Origin of the sequence: Acinetobacter sp. YH12131 (assembly GCF_013418635.1) — a bacterium.
Classification (GTDB): Bacteria; Pseudomonadota; Gammaproteobacteria; order Pseudomonadales; family Moraxellaceae; genus Acinetobacter; species Acinetobacter towneri.
Map to the genome: position 1 here is coordinate 90,977 of NZ_VPBQ01000010.1, position 7,274 is coordinate 98,250.

Below are 7,274 nucleotides of genomic sequence, written 5' to 3' on the forward strand. Positions count from 1 at the left end.
ACGGAGCATAAAACAGATTGGGCTTTATTTTCAGCATCCTTTGCTGAGTCCAAAGTTGAGTCTAAGCTCGCGGTGGAACCAACTCCTCAAAAATATCATTTAAATTATCATGTACTTTTAAATGAATTAAATTCCAATAATGCCCTGAAACAGTTCGATTCACCATTAAGGTATCGGGAGAAGGCTTAAACACATCCCAATATTTCAATGAACTTTTGACCAACTCAACGCCATCATGATGGGCAGAATTTTCAGCAAAATCATAATGTGTGGTTAGCGGACGCGTCAGCACTTCTAACCATTGCAAATATAAATCTTCAGGGAATTTACCCAATGCAGAAATTGCCTGCAGTGCATCTAGATGCTGTTCAATTTCGGCAATATCTTGCGCACGCGCAGCATGAATCAGTTGTCGAAAATGATGCACTACATCATTCGATAGAGTTTTGACGCCGCCGTAATCATAAATCACCACAGAACCATCTTGGCGGAACGCAAAGTTGCCCGGATGCGGGTCGCAATGAAAGCGTTTTAAATAAAAGATTTCTTGACCCATGGCACGCAATAAACGTCGTCCCAAAGTGTTGCGGGTACGCTGTGACCATGTGCTTGCCGTTTCTATATTTTCACCTTGTTCCAAACTTAAGGTGAGAATATGCCGCGAAGAATAGTCTTTAAACACTTGTGGGATAATAATTTTATCATCCAAAGCCGCGTGAAAGGTACGCGCTACTTCTAGGTTTTGTGCCTCAATCTGGTAGTTCAGCTCATTGTCTAAACTTTCCTGAATTTCCTGAAATAGACGGTCTTGTAATTTACGGTCTATTTTAAGTACACCCATTAAACGCAGTGCCAAACGGACTTGTTTCAGGTCACTTTCGCAGGCTTCATCGACCCCAGGATATTGCACTTTGACCACCACTTGCTCGCCATTGGGTAAAATGGCTTTATGCACTTGCCCAATAGATGCGGCTGCAAACGGAGTTTCATCAAAGTGTTTAAAAATTTTGTCGAGCGGTTTACCGAGTTCTTTTTCAACTTGTGCCTTAATTTCAGCAAATGGCATGGCAGGTGCTTGCCGCTGTAATTTACTGATGGCTTTGGCAACTTCAGGCGGAAAAATATCTTTATATTGCGAGGCAATTTGCCCGACTTTCATCACCGCACCTTTCATTTCGCCTAAGGTATCAGCAATTTGGATACCAATATCCTGAAACAATTGGCTGCGTGCCGCATTTTTTTGTTCTTCATCTGCGGTGAGGTTTTTAATCGAGTTCGATACCGTTTTGGTTGCAATACTTGCTGTCATGCTCGCAAGTTTCATAAAGCGACGACCAGGTGTACGCGCCGTTTTTGCCATGCGATGTTCCTCAAGATCATCTTTACTATCTTTTGATCATAAGTGTTCGTGAGCAAAATGCCTACTTTTAATTGTTAAAGTATTTTTTGATCACAAGACCCACGTGCCAAAACGTATTTTGGCATGTAGGTGAGTAGGCTGAGGTTTATGCTGTAAATTGGCGTTCCAGTCGTTGATTGTTGAAATATAAACGGGTCAGAAGTAACACACAGGCAATGCTTAAACCGACAATCAGCCCGACCCAAACCCCTGCAGCGCCCATACTGCTGTAACGAGTTAAATACACGCCAATGGGGAACGCCACAACCCAATAAGCAAGCATGGTAATCCACATTGGGCCCTGAGTGTCTTGCATGCCACGCAAACAACCTGCTGCGCTAATTTGCCATGCATCCATGAGTTGATAGGCAATCGCAAATAATAATAGAGACATCGTCACTTGCGCCACTTGCGGGTCGCGGGTGTAAATTGAAATGATTTCAGGACGGAAAAACCACATCAGCGTCATTGTAGAAAAGGCAAATACAGTTGCAGTTGCAAAGCCTAAGCCTTGTACTTTACGCATGGCGTGAATATTTTGTTCGCCATAATATGTGCCAATACGAATGGTCAGGGCAATTGCCAAAGACATGGGAATCATAAATAACTGAGATGTGACTGACATGGCAATTTGATGGGCTGCCAGTTTGGTTTCTCCCAAAGGACTGATTACAATGGCGGCAGTACTAAAAATACTCACTTCAAAGAAAATGGCTAAACCAATGGGCAGTCCTAACAGCAAAATACGTTTAATCCAGACCGCATCAATCGCTTCCCATTGGCTAAATACCTGCGTGCTTTGATAGGCGCGACTTTTAAAAATATAAAATGCCAAACTTATGAACATTAACCATTGCAAAATGGCGGTGGCAAAACCGCAACCCGCACTGCCCAGTTCAGGCAGAGGCCCCCAGCCATACATAAACATAAAGTTCAGCGGAACCAATAAAACCAATGCCAACAGACTAATTACAGTCACAGGGCGTGGATAGCCCAGTGCTTCCGAATAACCGCGCAAGGCAGCATACATGGTCACGGCAGGCATCCCAAAACCAATGGCATGTAAAAATAAGCCTGCTTTGGGCTGTAAATTTTCAGGCACACCAAATAATGGCAATAGTGCAGGCATGAGCTGTAAAATCAGCCCTGCAATCACACCTAAAATAAACGCAATCCATAAAGACTGACGGGCGATGGTTGCAATTTTTTCTGGGGTACGCGCGCCTTTAGCCTCGGCGACTAAGGGTGTGGTAGCAATCATAATGCCACTGAACAGCAGCATAATGGGCATCCACAAACCGACCCCAACAGCAATAGCAGCTAAGTCGGTGGCAGACATGTGACCTGCCATAATGGTATCAATCAGACCTAAACCTGCTTGCGCAAATTGTGTGACCAAAATTGGAATCATCAGTTGAAAAAGCTGTTTTAATTCAAAACGGGTCGTGGTCACAGAATGTATATTTGACACAAAAAATCTCAATGCATGAGGTGCTTAGCGTTTGGGTATTAGCGTTGTAAAGTGAGAAGCACACCAATAAAAATCACCACGCTACCTAAAAGACGTTGCCAATTGATACTGACTTTTTCAGTGCCCAAGAACCCAAAATGATCAATCAGCATTGATGTGACCATTTGTCCAAAAATAATCACCCCAGATAAAGTGAGTAAACTTAGTTTTGGAGCACTATAAATACTCATGCTGATGGCATAAACCCCTAGACATCCGCCAATCCATAAATACCATGGGATGTTGAGCAAGGTGCTGAGGTTGGGTTTTTCGACTTGCTGAAAAAATACCAGTATGGCTAAAACTATTGTACCAACCAAAAAAGAGAAAAGGGCAGCTTGTAACGGAGAATATAAATATTCACGCAATTGGCTGTTGATTGCAGTTTGAAAGGCCATTGCAATCCCGATGCCCATCGCCAGTGGCAAAATTAAGAGTAATTGGCTGGATATCTTCATCATTTTCACATTTTTTCTTATTAAACAGATTCTAGTCTAAAGTAAATTCTAGGGAATAGATCAGTGTCCTGCTGTAGTCATGTTAAAATCTGTATCACTGTTTTGATTTTGCATTGAGTCTGTCTTTGAATCCACTTCAACCCATTGATATTCCTTTATCTTTATATATTCACATGCCGTGGTGCGTGCGTAAGTGTCCGTATTGTGATTTTAATTCACATGCTGTGCCTGACGGTAAGTTGAGTTTAGATTTAGAACAGGAATATCTACAGGCTTTGCTGGAAGATTTTAAAACCCAGACTCAGTTTGCGCAGGGGCGGAAAATTCACAGTGTTTTTATTGGCGGTGGCACACCTTCGCTAATTTCAGCACAGGGGTATCAATGGTTATTTACACAGCTGAAAGCCGTGCTAGCTTTTGAAGATGACTGCGAAATTACGTTGGAAGCTAATCCGGGAACAGTGGAGCATGATCCCTTTGCAGATTATTTGGCTGCAGGCATTAACCGTTTGTCGATTGGCGTGCAGAGTTTTAATACTGAGCATTTAAAAAAATTAGGGCGTATTCATTCTAATGATGATGCGATTGCCGCAATTGACTTGGCGCGTGAAGCGGGCTTTCAGCGAATTAATGTCGATTTAATGCATGGCTTGCCTGAACAGACTTTGCAGCAAGCACTGCAGGATTTAAAACTGGCAGTGGAACATGGTGCAACGCATATTTCATGGTATCAATTGACTATTGAGCCTAATACTGTTTTTTTCCGCACTCAGCCAATTTTACCTGTAGATGATGTCTTGGAAGAAATTCAAGCGCAGGGTGAAGCCTATTTAACTGCGCAAGGTTTTGTGAATTATGAAGTGTCTGCATGGCGTAAAGAGTTGCCGTCTGCACATAATTTAAATTATTGGCAGTTTGGCGATTATTTGGCGATAGGTGCGGGGGCGCATGGCAAAGTGACTTTGCATGATGGTGTGTATCGCTTCCAAAAAACCCGTTTGCCGAAAGATTACTTAGCCAAAGTACCTGCGGAAAACTTGCAGTTTAAAGCAATTGCAGCCGATGAGTTGCCATTTGAATTTATGATGAATGCACTGCGCCTGAATGATGGGGTTGAGGCAAACTTGTATACTGCCCGCACAGGTTTAAACTTGGATGATTTGCAGGATATTTTAAATACATTGCGTCAGCGGCAATTGTTGCAGGATGATCCGAAGCGATTGGCATGTACTGCGCAAGGGCATGTGTTTTTAAATTCGGTGTTGGAAGCGTTTTTGTGATTTGAGTTCAGCTCAGGCATCTGTCCTAACGCTTATCGAATATTGTGCTAGAGCGACAGCTTGTGTCTTGCACTGCATGCTATTTAAGGTAAATTTTGTTATTGTAATGGCTTTGTTATTGTATCGCCTTGAAGGTTTGAGATGAACTCTACTAGTCCAAAAGTTTTAAAGGCTCATGGTGAATTAGTGGTAAACAAAGAGGAAAACCTTTCCCTCTTTGAATCAATCCCTTTTTATCCAGAATACCCAAGTAAATTTAAATTTATTGACCTATTCGCAGGAATTGGTGGATTTCGGCTAGCGTTACAAAATCTTGGTGGCGAGTGCGTATTTTCATCAGAAATAGACCTATATGCCCAAAAAACATATTCCGTCAATTTTGGTGAAACGCCTTATGGTGATATCACTTTAGAGTCTACTAAAAATGCGATACCTGATCATTTCGATATTTTATGTGGAGGCTTCCCTTGTCAGGCTTTTTCAATTGCAGGTAAAAGATCTGGATTTGAAGATACACGCGGTACGCTATTTTTTGACGTTGCGGATATTATAAAACGGAAACAACCTAAAGCTTTCTTTTTAGAAAATGTTAAAGGCTTAATTAGTCATGATAAGGGAAATACACTTAAAACTATTTTAAAAACATTAAGAGATGATTTAGGTTACTACGTTGCTGAGCCTCAAATTATAAATGCTAAAGATTTTGGTGTTCCCCAAAATAGAGAGCGAATTTTTATTGTAGGCTTCCATAAAGATACTGGAATTCAAAATTTCTCTTATCCACAACCATTAAATAAAAAAACCTGTTTTGCCGATATAAAGGAAACTCAGGTTGTACCTACTAAATATTACTTATCTACACAGTATTTAGATACCTTGGAAAAGCATAAAGCTCGACATGAAAATAAAGGAAATGGTTTTGGTTACGCTATTATTCCAGATCACGCAATTGCCAATGCCATAGTTGTAGGTGGAATGGGGAGAGAGCGTAATTTAGTTATAGATCATAGAATTACAGACTTTACTCCAACTACTAGAATTAAAGGAGAGGTAAATCGGAAAGGTATTCGGAAAATGACGCCAAGAGAATGGGCACGGTTGCAGGGGTTTCCAGATCATTTCAAAATCGTGGTTTCAGATGCCTCAGCCTATAAACAATTTGGAAATTCTGTTGCTATTCCAGCGATACAGGCAACTGCAAAAGAAATATTAAAAGCATTGAAGATTGGTGAGTATGATTACAGCAAATAAGGGGGAATGGAGTGAACTCTATGCCCTTTTTAAATTACTATGTGATGGGGAGTTAAGTGCGGGTGATGAAAACTTAAATAAAATAAATAATTTAATTTATCCTGTAATTAGAATTTTACGTCAAGAACATCATCATTTATTCACTTATGTACCGCATAAATCAGAGGGTATAGTAGAGATTTTGCGGGGCGAAGATGTTTTTCAGATACCATTACAGGAACTCAGAGATATTACTCAGTTTTTGCTGGCAGAATTACAGAAAAAGCAAACGGCATCATTTACTATTCCAGATGTGGAAAACTTTATATCCAGATACCAATCAAATAAGATTAAAGCAAAATCTAGTGCGAAAAGTGATATTAGAATCGTAATTTATGATGCAAAAATTGGAACAATGCCTGAATTGGGATTTAGCATAAAGTCAAAATTAGGTAAACCATCCACATTGTTAAATGCAGGAAAGACAACAAATTTTATTTTTGAAATAAAAAATATTTGCCTAACCGAAAAAGAGATTGAAGATTTTAATCAGCTTGCATTGCCACAACCAATTATTAAATCTCGTATAGCACATTTAAAAATGTTGGGAGCCGATATTAAATTTTCCCATTTAAATAATGCTGTATTTGAGAATAATTTAATTTTGTTGGATAGTTTACTACCAAAAATTATGGCAGAAGCTATATTTAAATATTACACATCAACTCTTAATTCAGTTAAAGATATTTTTAATGAAATTTCTTATGAAAATCCAATGAAATATTCTTTTGAACATCAGCATCCTTTTTATCAGTTTAAAATTAAAAAATTATTGTGTGAAATAGCAATTGGAATGATGCCTGGTACAGTTTGGACAGGTAACGAAATTGATTCTACAGGTGGATATTTAGTAATTAAAGAAGATGGCGAGATCATTTGCTATCATCTGTATCATCGCCATGAATTTGAAGAGTATTTATACAATAATACAAAGTTTGAGATGGCAAGTAAAACCAAGCATGATTTTGGTCAATTATTTCTAAAGGACAATAAATTGTATCTGTCTTTAAATCTACAAATTCGCTTTAAATGATTAAAAATATATCTTTTATCTTAATATAACCCCAGTTACGGATAAGCCAAAGATTTAATCACATGAATTTTAGGCTTATTCTTTTGGCAAAGTTGATACGCACATAGTGAAGAAAATACGCCTGCTAAAAAACCAGCAATCGAACGATGTTTACTCGTAACTAAGTGATATTTTTCTTTCAATAATCCTATCAATGTTTCAATTCTTTTACGTTGTCGTAGATGAAATTCATCAGAAAATGGCAATAAGGTCACTCTCATATTTTTTCTTGGATAAGTAATTAAATCAATGCCTTGCTCTTTAA

Annotated in this window: 7 protein-coding genes; 3 read left to right on the forward strand and 4 right to left on the reverse strand. The window is 39.2% G+C overall.

Going from position 1 to position 7,274, the window contains the following annotated elements:
- Positions 1-61: 61 nt before the first annotated feature.
- The 3 genes from FTU66_RS08995 to FTU66_RS09005 form a co-directional block, all read right to left on the reverse strand.
- The gene (locus FTU66_RS08995; RefSeq protein ID WP_180112694.1) at positions 62-1,360 is read right to left on the reverse strand and encodes an AarF/ABC1/UbiB kinase family protein; all 1,299 of its coding nucleotides are present in this window, start codon (positions 1,358-1,360) and stop codon (positions 62-64) included.
- A gap of 145 nt (positions 1,361-1,505) precedes the next feature.
- Positions 1,506-2,870, reverse strand: coding sequence for an MATE family efflux transporter (locus FTU66_RS09000; protein ID WP_131260604.1), 1,365 nt, complete (start codon positions 2,868-2,870; stop codon positions 1,506-1,508).
- A gap of 38 nt (positions 2,871-2,908) precedes the next feature.
- Positions 2,909-3,370 (reverse strand): DMT family transporter, encoded by a 462-nt coding sequence (locus tag FTU66_RS09005; RefSeq protein WP_131260603.1) that lies wholly within the window; start codon positions 3,368-3,370, stop codon positions 2,909-2,911.
- Positions 3,371-3,492: 122 nt separating this feature from the next.
- On the opposite strand from FTU66_RS09005, the gene hemW reads away from it, so the two are divergent.
- The 3 genes from hemW (at position 3,493) to FTU66_RS09020 (ending at position 6,970) form a co-directional block, all read left to right on the forward strand.
- The gene (gene hemW, locus FTU66_RS09010; RefSeq protein WP_180112695.1) at positions 3,493-4,647 is read left to right on the forward strand and encodes a radical SAM family heme chaperone HemW; all 1,155 of its coding nucleotides are present in this window, start codon (positions 3,493-3,495) and stop codon (positions 4,645-4,647) included.
- 141 nt (positions 4,648-4,788) lie between these two features.
- On the forward strand, positions 4,789-5,898 hold the full coding sequence (locus FTU66_RS09015) for a DNA cytosine methyltransferase (protein WP_004974609.1): 1,110 nt from the start codon (positions 4,789-4,791) through the stop codon (positions 5,896-5,898).
- Positions 5,882-6,970: an HpaII family restriction endonuclease gene (locus tag FTU66_RS09020; RefSeq protein ID WP_131260601.1), complete on the forward strand. Its 1,089-nt coding sequence runs from the start codon at positions 5,882-5,884 to the stop codon at positions 6,968-6,970. The genes FTU66_RS09015 and FTU66_RS09020 overlap by 17 nt, the downstream gene beginning before the upstream one ends.
- Before the next feature lie 35 nt (positions 6,971-7,005).
- Here FTU66_RS09020 and FTU66_RS09025 read toward each other — a convergent pair.
- Positions 7,006-7,274, reverse strand: a 269-nt coding sequence (locus FTU66_RS09025; protein ID WP_306669751.1) for a transposase, incomplete at its 5' end; no start/stop codon positions are given.

Coding starts and splice junctions, on each gene's coding strand:
- FTU66_RS08995 (WP_180112694.1), bottom strand. CDS start 1,360: ATGGCAAAAACGGCGCGTACACCTGGTCGTCGCTTTATGAAACTTGCG.
- FTU66_RS09005 (WP_131260603.1), bottom strand. CDS start 3,370: ATGATGAAGATATCCAGCCAATTACTCTTAATTTTGCCACTGGCGATG.
- FTU66_RS09015 (WP_004974609.1), top strand. CDS start 4,789: ATGAACTCTACTAGTCCAAAAGTTTTAAAGGCTCATGGTGAATTAGTG.
- FTU66_RS09020 (WP_131260601.1), top strand. CDS start 5,882: ATGATTACAGCAAATAAGGGGGAATGGAGTGAACTCTATGCCCTTTTT.